The following is a 17,848-nucleotide window of genomic DNA, read 5'->3' on the forward strand; positions in this document are numbered from 1 at the left end:
CTTTCTATCCTTGCTTAAATATCCAGATTCTTGACTTTCTTCGCGTTGCGTTCGATGAATTCCTTCCGCGGCTGGACTTTATCGCCCATCAGCATCGTGAAGATTTCATCCGCGTAGGTCGCGTCTTCAATGCCAACCCGCAGCATGGTGCGCGTTTCAGGATTCATTGTCGTTTCCCAAAGCTGTTCCGCATCCATTTCACCAAGCCCTTTGTATCGCTGCAGGGCGACACGGCTGCGGTCGCGCCCGGCGAGACGGCGTTCGAGATCGGCGTCGTCGTAGGCGTATTCGATGTGTTTGCCCCAGCTGATCTTGTACAGCGGCGGCTGCGCGATGTAAACGTAGCCGTTTTCGATGAGCCCGCGCATGTAGCGGTAGAAGAAGGTGAGCAGCAGTGTTCTGATGTGGGCGCCGTCGACGTCGGCATCAGTCATGATGACGATTTTGTGATAGCGCGCTTTATTAATGTCGAAATCTTCGCCGATTCCCGTTCCGAAGGCGGTAATCATGCCGCGGATCGTGTCCGAGTTGAGCATGCGGTCAAGGCGGGCCTTTTCGACATTGAGGATTTTGCCGCGCAGGGGGAGAATCGCTTGAATTTCAGAGTTGCGGCCAACCTTTGCCGAACCGCCGGCGGAGTCCCCTTCGACGAGAAAGATCTCAGATTTCGACGGATCCTTTTCGCGGCAGTCCGCCAGCTTGCCCGGCAGGGACGTGCTTTCGAGGGCACTCTTGCGCCGGGTCATTTCCCGGGCGCGTTTGGCCGCCATCCTCGCGTGGGACGCCGAGATGTTTTTTTGAACGATGGCTTCCGCGATTTTCGGATTTTCTTCGAGGAAAGCGTCAAGTTCGCTGCTGACAATGGTTTCGACAATGCCCTTGACTTCTGGATTCCCCAGTTTGGTCTTGGTCTGACCTTCAAACTGCGGTTCAAGGAGCTTGACACTGACGATCGCGGTCAATCCTTCGCGGATGTCGTCGCCGGAGAGATTCTTGTCGTTCTGCTTCAGGAAATTGGCCTTCCGGGCGTAGTTGTTGATGGTCCGGGTCAGCGCGCTTTTGAAGCCGTTTAAGTGCGTGCCGCCTTCAGGGGTAAAGATATTGTTAGCGTAAGCGTAGATGTTTTCCTGATAGCCGCGGGTGTATTGGAAGGCGATTTCAACTTCGTAATTTTCCATCGATTTTTCGTAATAGGTGATTTTGTCGTAGAGCACTTCCTTGTTGCGGTTCATGTACTCGATATAGGACTTGATCCCACCTTCGTAGTGGTATTCGTGGCTCTGTTCCTGGCCTGAACGTTCGTCGGTCAAGGTGATGGAAACCCCTTTATTGAGGAAGGCCAGCTCGCGCAGACGGTGTTCGAGAACATCGTAGTCGTACACGGTTTCGTCAAAGATGTCGGCGTCGGGTTTGAAACTGATTTTGGTACCGGTGCGGTTGGTATTGCCGATGATTTCAAGCTCCGAGGTCTTGTTGCCGTGTTCAAAGGTTTGGCGGTAAATGTTCTTGTTCTGTTTAACTTCGACGGTCAGCCATTCGGACAAAGCGTTGACTACCGAGACGCCGACGCCGTGAAGACCACCTGAAACTTTGTAGCCCCCGCCGCCAAATTTGCCGCCGGCGTGCAGCACCGTCAGAGCCAATTCAACGCCAGTTTTGCCTTCCTTGTGGTTGATGCCTGTCGGGATGCCGCGGCCGTCGTCGGTGACGGTAATGATGTCGCCGTCGCCGATGGTGACGACGATTTTATCGCAATAACCTGCCAGAGCTTCGTCGATCGAATTGTCGACGACTTCGTAAACCAGGTGGTGAAGCCCTTGTTTGCCGGTGCTGCCAATGTACATCCCCGGCCGTCTTTTAACGGCTTCCAGTCCTTCCAATACCTGGATCTGGTCCGCGCCGTATTCATGTGTTGTCGTTGTCGTTTCAGACATAGTCCCTCCTGTAATCTTAATCATAAATCGTGATGCTCACGATCAGCTGCTGCGTTATCTTGAGATTTGATGGCCATTCTGCACCGTCACAATGCGCTTCATTTCGTCCGGATACCGATCTGCAAACCGGCTGTCTGTGCAGGTGATCAGCGCCTGGGTCTGGCCAAGGATATCGAGTATTTTTTCCTGGCGCCTGTCGTCCAGCTCCGACAATATATCGTCGAGGAGCACGACGGGGCGCTCGCCGGTCATCTTTTTGTAGATGTCAATTTGTGAAAGCTTCAGGGCGATCGCCGCGGTGCGCTGCTGCCCTTGAGAGGCGAACTTGCGCGCTTCCATTCCGTTGATGTCAATTAACAAATCGTCGACGTGGGGGCCGCAGACCGTCGAACCCTTCGCAATATCCTCATCCCGGCCGGCTTTTAGTTTTTCGGCGAACCGTTTTTGAATCGCATCCTGATCTGCAGCCGCTTCAGCAATCAAATTGCTCGAATAGCTCAGGCTCAGCTTCTCTTTGTTGTCGGACAGGGAAGTGTGGAGCGCCCGAGCCGTCTCGTTGAGGCGTTTGAGATAGGCCAGGCGGTAAATCACGACTTTGGCGCCGTTTTCGACGAGCTGCGCATCCCATCCCTCTAAAAGCACCGCCATCGACGGCGAACGCCTGATCTCCTTGAGTAGGGCATTGCGCTGAGACAGTGCTTTCTTGTAATTTTTGAGAACCGGCAGATAGCCGGGCAGATAGCCGCTGATTTCTTCATCGATGAATTGTCGGCGCCGCGCCGGACCGGCCTTCACGATGCGCAAATCGTCGGGTTCAAACAAAATGGTGTGCAGAAGCCTGTGCGCATCTTTCTGACGGCGGCCTGAATGCCCGTCCACGACCCACGCTTTGTGCCCATCTTTCACTTGAAGGGCGAGCCGATGATGACTGCCTTTGGACACCGTCTCCGCCTCGACCGCAAAGCCGTCGAAACGAGGATCGCCCTGCATCATCAAATCGGCGGTCCGGTTAGTCCGGTGGGAATAGCCGCGGGAAAGTAAAAACAGACCCTCGAGCATATTCGTCTTTCCCTGGGCGTTGGCCCCGGTGATGACGTTGATGCGCGGCGACAGCTCAAAGGTCTCGTCCTGATAGTTGCGAAAATGGCGAAGCGTCAGCCGCTCGACGATCATGGCGCGTCGTCGGCCTTGACCTCAAGAGCCTCGCCGAGTCCTTCCACTTGGATTTGATCCCCCGGGACAATTTTCTTCCCCCGGGCTGTGACGACCTCGCCGTTGACCGTGACCATTTCGTCCAAAATCATCGCTTTCGCCACAGAACCGCTCTCGGCAATGCCGGCGAACTTCAACAGCTGGTCCAGTTTAATGAACTTAGAATAAATCTGAATGGTTTTCATCGTAATCTTCTTTTTTTATCCTTAATTTCGTCATTTTTAGCTTACACCCTTTTTTTCTTAAAAAAATAATTTACTGGGCTGAAAAATGCTTTTTTCGCTCTTAAATCATAATAAAAAGGGCTGGGCCCTATTATATCAAATAAAAAGAGAATTTGCACGCGCTTTCAAAGGCTTTCACGCAAATTCTCTCAGGTTTTTTCAGTCAATATTTAGGATTCCAATTTAATTGAAAGCTTCTATATACAAGCTCTGACTTCTCCGCTTTACTCATTATCACATATCGTCAGACACGCGGACCGGAAGAATCAGCGTGAGAAAGCTTTCGTCGTCCCCGACGATCAATGCCGGCCCCACCGGATTGGTCAGGCGAATGGTAATGTCGTCATCAGAAATGGCGCGCAGAGCGTCGATGATAAACTTCGAATTAAAGGCAATGCGCAAGTCGTCGCCGGTTTTATGAATCGGAATGACTTCGTGCACTTCACCGATATCCGCGTTGGAAGTCAAGGTCAGCTCGTCGATACCGATGTCGAGTTTAATCAGATTATTTTTACCTTCCCGGGCGAGCAGCGCGGCGCGCTCTGTACTGTCGAACAATTCCTTTCGGCTCAGCGTAATTTCCGTATTGGTTTCCTTGGGAATGATATGCTGGTAATTAATGAATTCGCCTTCAAGCAGGCGGGAAGTGAACTGTGTATCGCCGATGGTGAAAAAGATCTGAGACTTTGAGAGGTTCACCTGGATTTCGTCGTCAACCCCGGAAAGCATTTTTTCCAGCTCCGTCATGCTCTTGCCCGGGACAATGACCGATACCGGCTGATTGATCGCCTTAGAGAGTTTGCCGCGGCGCAGCGCCAGCCGGTAGCCGTCGAGGGCCACGACCGTGATTTGGTCGTCTTCCAATTCGAGCTTCAATCCCGTGAGGACCGGAATATTTTCTTTCGTCGCGACGGAGTAAAGCGTCCCTCTTATTAAATCGTAGAGGGTTTCCGCCTGAATTGAAAAGGTAAAATCGTCGATGATTTCTGGAAAAGCCGGAAAATCTTCCGGCGACATTCCCTTAATCGTATAATTTGAAAGTTGACACGTCATTTTTAATGTATCTTTGCCGGTACTTTCAAAGTAAATATCCTCTCCAGAAAGTCTGCGAACTAAATCTGAAAGGAAATTGGACTGCATGATGATGGCACCGTCCTGTTCAATATGGGCGGGGAGTGTCGTTTTAACACTGATCTCCAAATTCGTAGACGTCAGGATAATTTTTTGGTCTGTGGCTTCCATGAGAATCCCTTCGAGAATGGGCATAGTGGTTTTTCGGGCAACGCCTCTGGATACGATGGACAGGGCGTGAACGAGATCGGCTTTAGAACAATCGAATTTCATAGTGTGCTCCTTGTTTGGGTTGCAATGTATAAATATTAATTTATTTTAGTAATAATAATGATAGAACCTGTGCAAGCTGTGGATAATTAATGATTTCCCGAAATAGCGGGATTTGATGACAAAATAATGTGTGTATCCACATGTGTACAGGCTGTGGAAAACTGTATATAACCTGGGGATTACTCGCCTTTAATTTCGCTTTGAATCCTAAGCACCAGATTTTTAAAGTCGGTGTTTTTTTCGATGTTTTCGCTAATTTTTTGGCATCCGTGAATCACCGTAGAGTGATCCCGCCCGCCGAAAGCCTCACCAATGGCAGGCAGTGACATCGACGTCATTTCCCGGCAGAGGAACATGGCAACCTGCCGCGGCGTCGTAATCGCCTTGGTGCGTTTTTTGCTGTTCATGTCTTCGACTGTGGTGTTGAAATACTTAGCGGTGATTTCCTTAATGTAGTCGGCATTGATTTCGTGTTGTTTTGAGACGAATAAATCCGCCAGCGCTTCCTTTGCAAAATCCAGAGAAATTTTTTCGCCGTGCAGTTTAGAGTAGGCGACGACCGTTGTCAGAGCGCCTTCCAGTTCACGAATGTTGGAGTGAATGTTATTGGCGATAAAGCTGAGAACGTCGTCGGGGATATCTTCGTTGTAGGATTCCGCCTTTTTTCTCAAAATCGCCATCCGCGTTTCAAAGTTTGGCGCGGAAATATCGGTGATCAGGCCCATTTCGAATCGGCTGCGCAAACGTTCGGCCAGCTTTGGAATTTCCCGAGGGGGCCGGTCTGAGCTGATAACGATCTGCTTGTCTTCGTCGTGCAATGCGTTGAAGGTATGAAAAAATTCTTCTTGGGTCCCTTCTTTTCCGGACAAAAATTGGATATCGTCGATGAGCAGAATGTCGACATTGCGGTAACGGTTTCGAAATGAGGTGTTGCTCTTGTTCTGGATCGCGTCGATGAATTCGTTGGTAAACGTTTCACAGGAGACGTAGACCACGCGTTTTTCCGGAGTGTAGGTCATGATGTAATTGCCGATGGCCTGCATCAAGTGTGTCTTGCCCAGACCGACACCACCGTAGATAAAGAGCGGGTTGTATTGTTCTGAAGGCGCTTCGGCGACAGCGACGCAGGCTGCGTGAGCGAAACGGTTGTTTTCGCCGATGACAAAACGTTCAAAGGTGTATTTGGGATTGATGCCGGAATTGTTGTGAATTGGCGGCCTTTCTTCGGGTTCGGGTTCCTTTGGATTGTCGGGTTCGGCGCCGTCTTCCATTTCGTCAATTTCGCTTTCATCAAATATAAAACAGGCCTGAATGTTCTTCTTATTCATAGCATAAGATAGGGCGTTGCTGACCAAGGCTTTATGGCGGTTTTCCAGAATAGATTTGTTAAAGACGTTGGAATTTGGAACCAACAGATAAAAATTATTTCCGCGGATAGCCACAGGTTTAAGCGGTTCAAACCAAGTGGCAAAACTGACGATTGGCATTTCCTCTTCAATAGAACTGAGTGCCTTTTCCCATATTTCGTTTAAAGAATCTTCCACATTTTTCTCCGTTATATTGTTTAGTTTTGTGGATAAGCGTTCAGTGAGGTAGGCTTTTAACACATTGTGGATAAAATTTCCCCCAAGAAATCCTGTTGATTTTTTGGAATGAGACTTCTTTTTCCACACTTATCCTCAGATTTATCCACAAATTGCTGTAAAATGTGGATAAGTATTTGTGTAAACTGTTGATAATGTGCATACATTATAGCAAAATCCCATTATGCATTCAAGCTTTCCACAATTCATTGAGTCGTCAATTTTTAACAATTCCCTTGACAGAGCGGGACCGCTCATAATATAATCTTCAGGTAATATGGGAATTTTTAATTTGGTCTTTTTGTATTCAATTTATTTAATGTAGAGAATAGAGAGGAGCATGAAATGAAACAGACATTTCAGCCAAAAAACAGACAGAGAAAGAAAGAACATGGATTCAGAAAAAGAATGTCCACCAAGAATGGACGCCTTGTATTAAAAAGAAGAAGACAAAAGGGTCGTTCTAAATTATCTGCATAAACACTGCTGACCGTTTCACAGACGGTCTTTTTTATAATTTGATTTGGAGTTGAGAGTTGTGAAAATAACTTCTCTGAAAAATTCGAAGAATTTCGATCGCGTCTTTCATCACGGGCAGCGATTCGGCAATCGGCATTTTCAATTTTATTATTTAAAAAATCGGAAAAGTACCAATCGTCTGGGTATTATTGTTAGCAAGAAAGTGTCGAAGCGCGCCGTTGTCCGCAATAAAGTCAAGAGAAGAATCAGAGCTTCTTATCAGAATGAGCTGGAACAGATTCAGCAGGGGTACGATCTGATCATCGTCGCGAAAAAGCGGTGCGCAGATGATCCTTACCGTGATCTCGATCGTTCATTAAGACATTTGTTTTACAAAACAAAGCTGGAAAAACCATGAAGCGATTATTGAATTTTCTGAGCCGTGGGCTTCAGAAGATTTTCTTGATTCTGATCCGGGGATATCAGCGGTTTATTTCGCCGCTGTTTCCGAGACACTGCCGGTTTTATCCGACCTGTTCGGCCTATTGCTACGAAGCCATTGTGAAATACGGGCCTTTTAGAGGCGGGGTTCTTGGAATAAAACGAATTCTGAGATGCCATCCCTTTAATCCGGGAGGATACGATCCAGTGCCTTAACGGTCAGCACCAATTCAAAATCAAAAACTCCAGGGAGATAATATTACTCAATGCATTTTTTATATCAAGGATTTGGCTGGGTTTTGTACCAGATTTTCCGATTGATCGGGAATTATGGGTACGCCGTTATTTTGTTCACCGTTATTGTCAAGACCATTATCCTGCCACTTAACATCAAGCAGACAAACTCGATGAAGGAAATGCAGGCGATTACGCCTGAGGTTCAAAAACTTCAGAAAAAATACAAGAACAATCCTGAAAAGCTCAACATGGAGACCATGAAGCTGTACAAGCTTTATAAGGTCAACCCGATGTCAGGCTGTCTGCCATTGCTGATTCAGCTGCCGATCATCTGGGGACTTTTCGGCGCCTTGCAGAATCCTCAGAAGTACGTCTTCACGTCCGGTAATCTGACTGCACTGCATCAATCCTTCTACTGGATTCCGAATCTGGGCAAACCTGACCCACTTTATATTCTGCCCATTATTGTTGTGGTGGTTACATTCCTGACACAGAAGTTCACGATGGATTATTCCACCGCAGATCCGGCGACGGCAACCTCTCAGAAGGTCATGATGTTTGTCATGCCGTTGATGATCGGCTGGTTTGCACTTAAAATGCCGGCTGGGGTCAGCTTGTACTGGGTGGCGCAGAGTGTTTATACCTTTATCCAGCAATTTATCGTGATGCGCAGACCGGTTAAACTCGTGCCGATCGAAGAAGCGGAACGCCGCGTCAAAGAACAGGAAGAAAAAGACAAGCGCGAAAAACGCGATAAGCTGAAAGCTTCGGCTGAAATCCGCCAGCAGGCGATGAACGCTCAGTTTGGCAGATCGACCCAGAAATCCAGCAAGATGAACAGACCTAAAACGAAACCGGCTTCCAAGCGTCGTGTGGTGACGAAGATCCCCCACAGCGACGAAAGGACCCACAAGCCGGATAAGTCGAATTGATGGAGCATAGTGAATGAGTCAAACGATAACTGAAAAAGGAAAAACGATAGACGAAGCGATTCAGAAGGCGCTTGAAACACTGTCGGCGGAAAGAGAACAGGTTGACATCAAAGTGATTCAAGAACCAGAAAGCGGTTTTATCGGTATTTTTGGAAAAAAGGAAGCCATCGTCGAAGTGACGCTGAATGCAGCCTTTGATCCGGAGGTTCAGGCGGAAGCTTATGTTGAAGATGAATCTCAAAAGATCCAGGCGCTGGCGTCGACATTTTTGTCTGACATGTTCAATGCGATGGATTTGGATGTGCAGATCAGCACAGCTTACGAAACTGAAGATGACGTATTAAAGATTGAATTGTCCGGTGACAAAATGGGACTGCTGATTGGCCGAAGAGGACAAACCCTCGACGCGATTCAGTATTTAACCAGTCTGGCTGTCAACAAACAAACCGATCACCATATCCGTATTAGTATCGATACGGAACATTACCGTGAAAAGCGTCAGCAGACCCTCGAAAATTTGGCCCATAAAATGGCTAACAAGGTCGCACGCAGTCATCGGAAATTCTCACTTGAGCCGATGAATCCAGGAGAACGCCGCATTATTCATGCGACGCTCCAGGACGATGGCCGGGTTTACACCTACAGCGAAGGACAAGATCCTTATCGCTACGTCGTCATAGATTTGAAAGAAAACGATCAGGAATAACACGTCCATACAAACTGGTGAAAGCAGTTCGTGATGGGGATGTGCGGTTGCACATGTCCAAACTGCTTTCACTTTTTTTATTATAAAGGGGAAAGATTATGAACAATGTATTAAATGACGATGTCATTGCCGCAATCTCGACACCGGTGGGTACCGGCGGGATCGGCATCGTGCGGATGTCAGGCGCTGATGCGCTTAAGGTGGCCGACCGCGTTTTTGTCTCGCCATCAGGGAAAACGGCTGCGTCTTTTGCGTCTCACACCGTTCATTACGGGCATGTGGTTGGAAAGGATGGCAAAATCATCGATGAGGTGATGCTCACCGTAATGCGCGCGCCCAAAACCTATACCCGGGAGGATATTGTTGAAATCAATTGTCACGGCGGAAATGTTGTCGTCGGGATGGTGCTTCAGGCCGTGATCGATGCAGGAGCCCGTTTGGCAGATCCCGGTGAATTTACACAGCGCGCTTTTGTTAATGGACGGATCGACTTGTCTCAAGCAGAAGCGGTTATGGATGTGATCGATGCGAAGACCGAAGCTGGTGTTTCTTATTCACTCAATCAGTTATCTGGCGGGCTTTCAAAAAAATATCAAGGCATCGACGAAGAATTATTACATCTTTTAACTTATATTGATGCGGCGTTAGATTATCCGGAGTACGACGTCGAGGAAGTCACCGAGAAGGAGTTGGATCAGGATATTCACCATATGATGGATGAGATCGATACATTGCTTCAGTCGGCCAAAGTTGGAAAGGTTGTCCGTGATGGGATTGACACAGTTATTCTCGGTGAACCTAATGTTGGAAAATCTTCACTGATGAATAAATTGCTTCGTGAAGACAAGGCGCTGGTCACAAATATTCCCGGGACGACTCGGGATACGATAGAGGATTATATTAACATCGGTGGCGTACCCTTTCATATCATCGATACTGCCGGCATTCGGGAAACTGATGATGTGATTGAAAAAATGGGTGTTGAACGCGCGAAACAAATGGTAAGTCAAGCAGAATTGGTTCTTTATATCGAAGATGTTTCACGTGAAACGTCAGAAGATGATAAACAATGGCGATCACTGCTCGCAGGAAAAAAAGTTCTACATATATATAATAAGGTCGATCTGATCGATAAAAGCGATCAAGAAACGATGAAGGATCGTTTGGACACGAATCAAATTGTCCTGTCGGTTAAGAATGAGGAAGGACTCCAGGCCTTAAAACAGAAAATGGTGGAGCTGGCGGTCGGTTCAGAATCGGCTGTGCGTAAAGCTGATCCGATCGTATCCAATGTTCGGCACATTTCACTGCTCAAGCAAGTTCGCCGGAATTTGGAAAATGCCCTCGAAAGCATGACCATTGGCATGTCGGTCGATATCATTGCCATCGATTTGAAGGACGCATTGGATAATTTGCGAAAAATTACGGGTCAGTCTTTGGGCGATGATATCATCGATCAGATTTTTGCGCAATTCTGCCTTGGAAAATAAAATATGAAAGGAGAAGTAAATGGCATATCAAGCTGAAAGTTATGAAACCATCGTCATCGGTGCGGGTCACGCCGGCTGCGAAGCAGCTCTGGCGACCGCGCGCAAAGGCCACAAGACTTTACTTTTGGCCATTAATTTGGATTCCGTCGCGATGATGCCGTGCAACCCGTCGATCGGCGGAACCGGCAAAGGCCATCTCGTTCGGGAAATTGATGCACTCGGCGGCGAAATGGGAAAGAACATCGACGCGACGATGATCCAATGCAAAATGCTCAATACGGGTAAAGGCCCAGCTGTGCACTCGTTGAGAGCACAGGCGGACAAAAAGGCTTATCAATTCCGAATGAAGGAAGTGATTGAGAATACACCGAATTTGACACTGCGGCAGCAGGAAGCGACAAAATTAATCATCGAAGATCGTCACATCAGAGGGGTGCAGGTGCGCACCGGCGCGATTTACGCCTGTGAAACCTGCGTGGTGTGTACGGGGACTTATCTTAACGGTAAAATTTTCATGGGAGAGGTTCAGTACGACGGCGGTCCCAACGGGATGTTCCCGGCACAATTTTTATCTGATAGTCTTCGCGAAGCTGGATTTGATTTGCAGCGGTTTAAGACGGGGACGCCGGCGCGTGTCGACGAAAAGACCCTCGATTATTCTAAGATGAAGGTACAAAAAGGAGACGACGAAATCACACCCTTTTCCTTTGAAACAGAGGCTATCGATATTGACCAAATCGATTGTTACCTGACGTACACAAATGAAGCGACTCACAAAATTATCCGCGACAATTTAGAGCGCAGTCCATTGGTGACAGGAGATGTGGTCGGCGTCGGCCCGCGGTATTGTCCGTCGATTGAGACAAAGGTCATGCGTTTTGCTGACAAAGATCACCATCAGATGTTTATGGAACCTGAAGGGCTACATACCCGCGAAGTTTATGTGCAGGGGATGTCGTCGTGTCTTCCGGAAGAAGTGCAGATTGCATTGTACCGCACGGTACCGGGTATGGAGCACGTGCAGTTTATGCGCTCAGCCTACGCCATCGAATACGATTGTATCCATCCAACAGCCCTTAAGGCAACACTGGAGAGCAAGGATATCCACGGTTTGTTCTTCGCTGGCCAGATCAACGGCACTTCGGGTTACGAAGAGGCCGGCGCACAAGGAATCGTCGCCGGGATCAACGCAGGGCTCTATTTGGAAAAAGCAGAGCCGATGATTCTCGACCGATCCCAAGCTTATATCGGCGTCCTCATTGATGATATCATCAATGAAGATGCTAACGAACCCTATCGGATGATGACGTCCCGTGCAGAGTACCGTCTGCTGCTTCGTCAGGATAACGCTGATTTAAGATTAACGCCTATTGGACGTCGGGTCGGACTGATCTCAGACGAACGATATACACATTTCTTAGAAAAGAAGGCTGCGATTGAAAAAGAAAAGGAACGGTTGAGGACGACGACGGTTTCACCGACGGATACAGTCAACGACGTGTTAAAAGAAATGGGCACGACGCCGCTGAGCTCAGGGATGCCGATGGCGCAATTGCTTAAACGCCCGGAAATCGCGTACGAATCGCTGAAGCCGATCGATTCGAAACGGCCAGAATTGTCTAAACAGGTTAAAGAAGAAGTGGAAATTCAATTGAAGTACGAAGGGTACATCCAAAAGCAGGATCGTCAAGTGGTTCAATTTAAGAAGTTGGAAGAAAAACGCATCCCAGAGGGAATTGATTACACTGACATTCAGGGACTGCGCCTTGAAGCCATTGAAAAGCTGAAATCGGTCCGCCCAATGTCTATTGGACAGGCGTCACGAATTTCCGGTGTTAATCCTGCTGACATTGCCGTTTTGCACGTTTATCTAGAAAATCACAGAGAGCTTTTTAAAAATGATTGATCAGGGATACCAAAACTTTAAAGACGTCTTCATTTCTGAATCCCCAGTCGACATCAGTGAAGACAAGATTCGTCAGCTCTACGCGTTTATGATTGAAATGAAGAAGACCAATGCCCACGTCAATTTAACGCGAATCGTTGACGATCGGGATTTTATTGAAAAGCACTTACTTGACGCGGTCACTTGTCCCCTCAAGGCAGAAGCGCATGAAATTCTCGATGTTGGTTCTGGCGGTGGCATTCCAGGCGTGCCCCTGGCGATTTGCCACCCGGATAAACATTTTACACTGCTGGACAGCACTGGCAAAAAAATGAAAGCCGTTGAAGAAATCGTGAATGCCATTGGTCTGAAAAATGTCAGCTTTTTAATCGGCCGCGCTGAGGATTATGGAAAAAAAGATCAATATCGGGAACAATTCGATGGCGTCTGCGCCAGAGCGGTGGCGGCGTTTAATGTGCTCGATGAGCTCTGTGCACCTTTTCTCAAGGTCGGCGGAACTTTTTATGCGTGGAAAGGACAGCAGGCGAAAGCGGAAATTGAGGAAGCGGGGAATGGTCTCAGCCGATTGGGACTGGGGTCAATTCGCATCACACAGAATTTAATACTGAAAAAAGCAGCGTTTCATGTTATAATTCAATGTGACAAAATCGGCAGTACTCCGAAAAAATATCCAAGAAATTACGGGAGAATTATCAAAAAGCCTTTAGCCTGATTGACGGAGTGCGATGTTTCACGTGAAACATCAGGAGCTTAAGTGTATGAGAAAAAAGAAAAAAGATTTATTAAAAGGCCGAAAGCAAAATGAAGGAAACCGCATTTTAGAGGTGCCTGTTGATCAAATTATTCCGAATCCCAATCAGCCGCGGCAGGTGTTCGACGAGGAACATTTAAAAGAGTTGTCCGAATCGATCAAGACCTATGGTGTGATTCAGCCAATCCAGGTGCGGAAATTGGACGCCAACCTATACGAGCTGGTTTCGGGGGAACGGCGGCTGCGTGCGTCAAAGCTCGCTAAGCTTAAAACCGTTCCAGCGATCGAGGTAAAAATCAACGATCAAGATTCGGCAGTTCTGGCCATCATCGAAAATGTCCAACGTGAGGATTTGAATTATTTCGAAGAAGCTGAGAGCTATCAGCAGCTCATCAAATTTTACAACATGACGCAAGAGCAGGTTGCCAAGCTGATCGGAAAATCTCAATCCTTTGTTGCGAACAAACTGAGATTGATCAAAATGGACAATGAAGTCATTGAGGCGGTTAAACAAGCAGGACTCTCGGAACGCCACGCCCGTGCGCTTCTCAAGGTGCCGGATAAGGACATTCAACTTGAAGTGATTGACCAAGTGAAACGGCGCGATTTAAACGTCAAGAAAACGGAAAACCTTGTTGAGAAAATCCGCAACGAGGTATTGGTGAACAATTACGATGAAACCATCACACCGGGTAAAAAAGCCAGAGTTAAATCCTTTATCAATGCGCAGATTTATTTAAACACAATTAAAACGGCTTTTAAGGAAGTACAGCGTACGAAACAGGACGCCAAGTATAAAGAGACAGAAAAAGAAGATAAAATTGTTGTGACGATCACGATCCCCAAATAAGGGAGGCGCGGATCATCCACTGGAAAGGAAAGCCAATGTCAAGAGCAAAAGTGATATCAATATTTAACCAAAAGGGAGGCGTCGGAAAAACAACGACGTGCATGAATCTGACAGCGGCGCTGAGTATAGACGGGTACCGCGTTTTGACCGTCGACATCGACCCTCAGGGGAATACGACCAGCGGCTTCGGAATCGAAAAGAACGATCTCGACAAAAGCATTTACGACGCGCTGATCAACGGTCAGGATCTTAGAGAGGTTATTTTAACCACTGGATTTGATCGACTCAACCTGCTGCCCTCCAACATCGATTTGGCCGGCTCGGAAATTGAACTGGCGCATATGTCTCAGCGGGAAACCCGGCTGCGAAAGGTGCTCGATCCAATTCTCGAGTATTACGACTACATCTTTATCGACTGTCCGCCATCTTTGGGTCTGCTGACCATTAATGCGCTGACGGCATCAGACTCGGTGCTGATCCCTATTCAATGCGAATACTACGCATTGGAAGGTGTTGGCCAGTTGATTTCCACGATCAGTTTGGTTAAAAAAGGGCTGAACCCGAAAATCGAAATCGAAGGCGTTTTGATGACGATGTACGATTCCCGAACGAATTTAGCGGTTCAAGTTGTCGGAGAAGTGAAGTCTTATTTTAAAGAAAAAGTGTACCGCACGAAGATCCCGAGAAATATTCGCCTGGCTGAAGCACCGAGTTTTGGCGAAACGATTTTTGAAAATGCGCCAAATTCCAAGGGCGCGATTGCGTACGCAGAACTTGCAAAAGAATTTATCGGGAGGGAACATGTCAAGTAAGAAACACCACAATGGCTTAGGCAAGGGCCTGGCTGCGCTGATCTCCGACGATATCCATTTCGATGAAAACGGCGGCCTGGAAGAAGCTCAATCAGAGTCGAGTTCGCATCAAGATGGTCAGTTGATTGTCGAGCTGCCTATTGGAAAAATACGTCCCAACAGGGATCAGCCAAGAAAACATTTTGACCAGCGGGCGCTCGAAGAGCTGGCAGCGTCGATTAAAGAACACGGCGTTCTGCAGCCCCTTGTCGTCAAGCAGGAGCAAGGCGCATATACGATCATCGCAGGCGAACGGCGCTGGCGTGCAGCGACATTAGCCGGGATGGACACGGTGCCGGTTGTTGTCAAGGATATGTCGGACCGGGAAGTAGTCGAAATTGCGTTGATCGAAAATGTCCAGCGTGAGGATCTCAACCCGATCGAAGAAGCGATGGCCTTTGAACAGCTAGCGAAGCATTACAATTTAACACAGGGCGAAATCGGCATTCGCATTGGCAAAAGTCGTGCAGCGGTGACCAATGTGATGCGGCTGCTGAAGCTTCCGGATTCGGTGAGAAAGATGGTGCTTAACAACCAACTCAGCGGAGGACACGCCCGAGCGCTTCTGGGGCTAGACGACGCCGAAACGATGGCAGATCTGGCGCAGAAAGCCATTGAGCGCAATTGGTCGGTTCGCGAGATGGAAGATCAAGTGCGGCGGCTGAAAAAACCGCGTCCTCAAAAAGAGAAAAAGCCAAAAGATCCGTATCTTGTCGATGTCGAAGACCAATTAAGAAATCATTTAGGCACGTCCGTTACACTGACTCCAAAAAATAAAAAGGGGAGCGGGAAGATCACGATCGATTATTCCTCGACCAATGAATTAAATCGGATATTGGATTTGCTCAAATAAGGAGGCAATATGAATAAAGGAATACGATTGAGGAGGCGGCTGAATTCATTGTCGACAGCCCTTTTGGCGAATATATTGAATTTGCTGCTCATCTTAATCTTAAAGGGCATTCTCGATGTCGGCGTCAAATCGAACGGCCACTACAATATGGTTTACGGTGTAATCGAATTGGTCGTCATCGTCGGATTCTGGATCTATTTTACGTACGCGGCGTTTAAGTCTTCAACAGATGACGATGACAATCAAGTTTTCGGCAAGTATTTACTTTATTCACTCTTGCCGACGGTGATCATGGCGGTGCTGACCACGATGATCATTTTAAAGGGCCATGCCGGCATCCGTTTTCTGAAAGTTTGGAACGCCTTTACGTTTGTTGTTTCGCCGACATTGTACTTGTTCCTGCCATTTGGTGCGTTGGCGGTTTGGTTCGGCAGCCGCGTGCCATTTATCGCATTTATGTACATTTGCGTGGGGGTGATTGCGGCGGCACAATTCATTGGCTACGCTTTCGGCGCGCAGTCCAGGAAAGTCAGCGAAGCGAAAGATCGCAAACGCAAAGCGTTGGAAGACAAATACATGCTCGAACAACAGGAAAAATCTGAAGCCGGTGAAACGGCCGAACCGCAGGCGGCGCAGCCTAAGCCAGGAACGCCAAAAGCAAAAACGCGGCACAAACGGCCTGACGGCAACGATCCATTAAGCGATGTTGAATCGCCGGCGGTCATCGAAACCGAAGCCTTTTCGCCGATTACCGATGAAATGATCGACAAAGTGCTCCGCGAGGAACGCAAAAAGCAGCGGGAAGAACATCAGCAGAAAAGAAAATCGGAACACTCGAAAAAATCCAATGACCCCAAATGGGTCAGTACTAATCAGAAGGACATCAACAAACGGACAAAGAAATAATGCAAATGAAAATGCAGCTTCTGCTGCATTTTTTATTTAAAAAGGGAAGGGTAATATAAAAGGAAGTAAAATGAACGAGATCGATCAAACTTATTTCGGCAGAGTCTGGGCGCATTTTGTCGGCTCTATTAACACAGATATCATTATTAATAAGGTCATCAGCGTCGTACTAACCATTTTGGTCATGTGGATCGCGTCGAAGATTTTGACGGCTATCATCAGACGGGCGTTAAAAATCACAAGAAAAAGCCCGTTGACGAACACGAAGGAAGACGAAAAACGCAGCACCACCATTGCGAGATTGACGCGATCCATCGTGAATACAACGATCATGATCGTCGGCATCTTGGTTATTTTGTCATATTTCATTAATATTTCGGCGTTAATCACGGTCGCCGGTGTCGGCACGGTTGCCGTCGGCTTTGGGGCAAAGCGCATCGTCGAGGATGTGATCTCCGGCATTTTCATCATCATGCAGGAACAATTTTTCGTCGGTGATTACATTGAGCTCGACGAAGGGCATAGCGGCATTATCGAAGATATTTCGACGATGATGACCTCCGTCCGTCAAGATGATGGCAGTTTGTACGTCGTGCGCAACGGCGAAATCAATCATCTGGTCAACCGTTCGCGGGGTTACTACCGCAAGAGCGTGGATATCAAGGTGGACGGCAGTGCCAGCGTCGTCGATGTGACGAAAATTGCCAACAAAGTCTGCGACATCGTTTTTAATGACGACAAAACACTTTTTCCGGTCCGTCCGAAGGTACTAGGGATGACCGATATGGACGGCTCGTACGCGACGCTGCGGCTCTTCGTTTTCTCGGATGCGCTGCATTCGTTGAGCGCTGAAGTCACGATGCGTCAGGCCATTTATCAGGCAATGGAAAAGGCCGGTGTCGCCATTCCGAAAAACACGGTCTGGGTTGTTGAAGAAAAGGAAGCGAAAAACAATGGCAGACCGGCAGTATGAAATCGGCGATGTGGTCGAAATGAAGAAAGGGCACCCTTGCGGCGCGAACCGCTGGGAAATCATTCGAATGGGTATGGACATTCGCCTGAAATGCGAAGGATGCGGACGAATCGTCACGCTGCCCCGGCAGAAATTTGAGAAAATGCTCAAAAAAATCTTATAAGTTCCAGAAAAATCTTGATTCTTTTAACGGGAG

General features: G+C 47.7%; 19 protein-coding genes. 14 read left to right on the top strand and 5 right to left on the bottom strand.

The window, feature by feature from the left end; all coding sequences use genetic code 11:
- Positions 1-14 precede the first annotated feature (14 nt).
- The 5 genes from gyrB to dnaA form a co-directional block, all read right to left on the bottom strand.
- Positions 15-1,934 (bottom strand): DNA topoisomerase (ATP-hydrolyzing) subunit B, encoded by a 1,920-nt coding sequence (gyrB, locus tag FYJ52_RS06445; protein WP_205960785.1) that lies wholly within the window; start codon positions 1,932-1,934, stop codon positions 15-17.
- A 54-nt stretch (positions 1,935-1,988) separates the two neighbouring features.
- Positions 1,989-3,107: a DNA replication/repair protein RecF gene (gene recF, locus FYJ52_RS06450; protein WP_154576408.1), complete on the bottom strand. Its 1,119-nt coding sequence runs from the start codon at positions 3,105-3,107 to the stop codon at positions 1,989-1,991.
- Entirely contained in the window at positions 3,104-3,331 is a 228-nt protein-coding gene (locus tag FYJ52_RS06455) for an RNA-binding S4 domain-containing protein (protein ID WP_154576409.1), read from the bottom strand. Before FYJ52_RS06455 ends, recF begins: the two co-directional genes overlap by 4 nt.
- Positions 3,332-3,604: 273 nt before the next feature.
- Positions 3,605-4,714, bottom strand: coding sequence for a DNA polymerase III subunit beta (gene dnaN / locus FYJ52_RS06460; protein ID WP_154576410.1), 1,110 nt, complete (start codon positions 4,712-4,714; stop codon positions 3,605-3,607).
- Between the two features lie 179 nt (positions 4,715-4,893).
- Complete coding sequence (gene dnaA / locus FYJ52_RS06465; RefSeq protein WP_328598778.1) at positions 4,894-6,258, bottom strand: chromosomal replication initiator protein DnaA; 1,365 nt, start codon at positions 6,256-6,258, stop codon at positions 4,894-4,896.
- 384 nt (positions 6,259-6,642) lie between these two features.
- On the opposite strand from dnaA, the gene rpmH reads away from it, so the two are divergent.
- From rpmH to FYJ52_RS06535, 14 genes are all read left to right on the top strand, one after another.
- Positions 6,643-6,777: a 50S ribosomal protein L34 gene (rpmH, locus tag FYJ52_RS06470; RefSeq protein ID WP_154576411.1), complete on the top strand. Its 135-nt coding sequence runs from the start codon at positions 6,643-6,645 to the stop codon at positions 6,775-6,777.
- A gap of 58 nt (positions 6,778-6,835) precedes the next feature.
- The gene (rnpA, locus tag FYJ52_RS06475) at positions 6,836-7,174 is read left to right on the top strand and encodes a ribonuclease P protein component (RefSeq protein ID WP_328598779.1); all 339 of its coding nucleotides are present in this window, start codon (positions 6,836-6,838) and stop codon (positions 7,172-7,174) included.
- A complete protein-coding gene (yidD, locus tag FYJ52_RS06480) occupies positions 7,171-7,413 on the top strand; it encodes a membrane protein insertion efficiency factor YidD (protein ID WP_154576413.1) in 243 nt (80 codons plus the stop codon). Before rnpA ends, yidD begins: the two co-directional genes overlap by 4 nt.
- A 50-nt stretch (positions 7,414-7,463) precedes the next feature.
- Entirely contained in the window at positions 7,464-8,366 is a 903-nt protein-coding gene (yidC, locus tag FYJ52_RS06485; protein ID WP_154576414.1) for a membrane protein insertase YidC, read from the top strand.
- Between the two features lie 13 nt (positions 8,367-8,379).
- Positions 8,380-9,072 carry an RNA-binding cell elongation regulator Jag/EloR gene (gene jag / locus FYJ52_RS06490; protein WP_154576415.1) on the top strand — a complete coding sequence of 231 codons (693 nt, stop codon included), beginning with the start codon at positions 8,380-8,382 and terminating at the stop codon, positions 9,070-9,072.
- 98 nt (positions 9,073-9,170) lie between these two features.
- The gene (gene mnmE / locus FYJ52_RS06495) at positions 9,171-10,562 is read left to right on the top strand and encodes a tRNA uridine-5-carboxymethylaminomethyl(34) synthesis GTPase MnmE (protein ID WP_154576416.1); all 1,392 of its coding nucleotides are present in this window, start codon (positions 9,171-9,173) and stop codon (positions 10,560-10,562) included.
- Positions 10,563-10,581: 19 nt separating this feature from the next.
- Complete coding sequence (gene mnmG, locus FYJ52_RS06500) at positions 10,582-12,468, top strand: tRNA uridine-5-carboxymethylaminomethyl(34) synthesis enzyme MnmG (protein ID WP_154576417.1); 1,887 nt, start codon at positions 10,582-10,584, stop codon at positions 12,466-12,468.
- Positions 12,461-13,180, top strand: coding sequence for a 16S rRNA (guanine(527)-N(7))-methyltransferase RsmG (rsmG, locus tag FYJ52_RS06505; protein WP_154576418.1), 720 nt, complete (start codon positions 12,461-12,463; stop codon positions 13,178-13,180). Before mnmG ends, rsmG begins: the two co-directional genes overlap by 8 nt.
- A 46-nt stretch (positions 13,181-13,226) precedes the next feature.
- Complete coding sequence (locus FYJ52_RS06510) at positions 13,227-14,069, top strand: ParB/RepB/Spo0J family partition protein (RefSeq protein ID WP_154576419.1); 843 nt, start codon at positions 13,227-13,229, stop codon at positions 14,067-14,069.
- A 35-nt stretch (positions 14,070-14,104) separates the two neighbouring features.
- Positions 14,105-14,881 (top strand): ParA family protein, encoded by a 777-nt coding sequence (locus FYJ52_RS06515; protein WP_154576420.1) that lies wholly within the window; start codon positions 14,105-14,107, stop codon positions 14,879-14,881.
- Positions 14,871-15,773, top strand: a complete 903-nt coding sequence (locus FYJ52_RS06520; RefSeq protein ID WP_154576421.1) for a ParB/RepB/Spo0J family partition protein — start codon at positions 14,871-14,873, stop codon at positions 15,771-15,773. Before FYJ52_RS06515 ends, FYJ52_RS06520 begins: the two co-directional genes overlap by 11 nt.
- Before the next feature lie 9 nt (positions 15,774-15,782).
- Positions 15,783-16,679 carry a hypothetical protein gene (locus tag FYJ52_RS06525; protein WP_154576422.1) on the top strand — a complete coding sequence of 299 codons (897 nt, stop codon included), beginning with the start codon at positions 15,783-15,785 and terminating at the stop codon, positions 16,677-16,679.
- A 70-nt stretch (positions 16,680-16,749) separates the two neighbouring features.
- Positions 16,750-17,652, top strand: coding sequence for a mechanosensitive ion channel family protein (locus FYJ52_RS06530; protein WP_154576423.1), 903 nt, complete (start codon positions 16,750-16,752; stop codon positions 17,650-17,652).
- Positions 17,633-17,815, top strand: coding sequence for a DUF951 domain-containing protein (locus tag FYJ52_RS06535; RefSeq protein ID WP_154576424.1), 183 nt, complete (start codon positions 17,633-17,635; stop codon positions 17,813-17,815). Before FYJ52_RS06530 ends, FYJ52_RS06535 begins: the two co-directional genes overlap by 20 nt.
- Positions 17,816-17,848: the final 33 nt, after the last annotated feature.

The sequence above is a fragment of the Pseudoramibacter porci genome (assembly GCF_009696145.1).
Classification (GTDB): Bacteria; Bacillota; Clostridia; order Eubacteriales; family Eubacteriaceae; genus Pseudoramibacter; species Pseudoramibacter porci.